Raw genomic sequence first — 1,600 nt, forward strand, 5'->3', positions numbered from 1 at the left:
TCATGGCCTATAAAACTGACATTGAAATTGCACGCGAAGCGGACAAGAAGCCGATCCAAGAGATTGGCGCCAAGATTGGTATCGCAAGCGCCGACCTGCTGCCCTACGGCCACGACAAGGCTAAAGTCAGCCAAGACTTCATCAACTCAGTTCAGGATCGCAAAGATGGCAAGCTGATCCTTGTCACGGCCATCAACCCAACCCCCGCAGGCGAGGGCAAGACCACAACAACCGTGGGTCTGGGCGACGGTCTGAACCGCATCGGCAAGAACGCGATGGTCTGCATCCGCGAGGCCTCCTTGGGCCCGAACTTTGGCATGAAGGGCGGCGCTGCTGGCGGTGGTTATGCCCAAATCGTCCCGATGGAAGAGATGAACCTGCACTTCACAGGCGACTTCCACGCGATCACTTCGGCGCATTCGCTGCTCAGCGCGATGATCGACAACCACATCTATTGGGGCAACTCCCTTGATATCGACACCCGCCGCGTTGTGTGGCGTCGTGTGGTGGACATGAACGACCGCGCGTTGCGTCAGATCACGGCGTCTTTGGGCGGTGTGGCCAACGGCTTCCCGCGCGAGGCGGGGTTCGACATCACGGTTGCCTCAGAAGTGATGGCGATCCTGTGTCTGGCCAAGGATTTGCAGGATTTGCAAAAACGCCTGGGCGATATGATCGTCGCCTATCGCCGTGATCGCAGCCCTGTTTTTGCTCGCGATATCAAGGCCGATGGCGCCATGACTGTGCTGCTGAAGGACGCGATGCAGCCCAACATCGTTCAGACGTTGGAAAACAATCCGGCCTTTGTGCACGGCGGCCCGTTTGCCAATATCGCGCACGGCTGTAACTCGGTTATTGCGACCACGACGGCGCTGAAACTGACGGATTATGTCGTGACCGAAGCGGGCTTTGGCGCTGACCTGGGCGCAGAGAAGTTCATGAACATCAAGTGCCGCAAGGCAGGTCTGTCGCCGTCTGTTGTGGTCTGCGTGGCCACGGTGCGGGCGATGAAAATGAACGGCGGCGTGGCCAAGGCGGACCTTGGCGCGGAAAACGTCGACGCGGTCAAAGCGGGCTGTCCGAACCTTGGGCGTCACATCGAAAACCTAAAATCCTTTGGGGTGCCTGTGGTGGTCGCGATCAACCACTTTGTCACCGACACGGACGCCGAAGTGCAGGCGGTAAAGGATTTTGTGGCCGGGCAGGGGGCCGAGGCGGTACTGTCGCGCCACTGGGAATTGGGCAGCGAAGGGTCGGCTGATCTGGCGACCAAGGTGGCCGAATTGGCGGATGCGGACACGGCTGACTTTGCGCCGATCTATCCTGATGACATGTCGCTGGCCGACAAAATCGACACCATCGCCAAGAAAATCTATCGCGCGGATGGCGCGGTGATGGATTCTAAAATCCTCGCGCAGCTGAAGCTGTGGGAAGAGCAGGGCTACGGTAACCTACCGGTCTGTATGGCAAAAACGCAGTACTCGTTCTCAACCGACCCAACACAACGCGGCGCGCCCACAGGCTTTACTGTGCCCGTGCGCGAAGTGCGCCTGTCAGCGGGCGCCGGGTTCATCGTGGCGGTTTGCGGAGAGATCATGAC

Annotated in this window: 1 protein-coding gene; it reads left to right on the top strand. The window is 59.2% G+C overall.

All coding sequences use genetic code 11. From position 1 onward, the window contains the following. Window positions 1–2: 2 nt before the first annotated feature. The coding region (locus ABJF76_RS15380; protein WP_413822608.1) for a formate--tetrahydrofolate ligase at window positions 3–1,600 on the top strand (1,598 nt) is incomplete at its 3' end.

Source organism: Tateyamaria sp., from assembly GCF_039940735.1.
In the GTDB taxonomy this organism is placed as follows: Bacteria; Pseudomonadota; Alphaproteobacteria; order Rhodobacterales; family Rhodobacteraceae; genus Tateyamaria.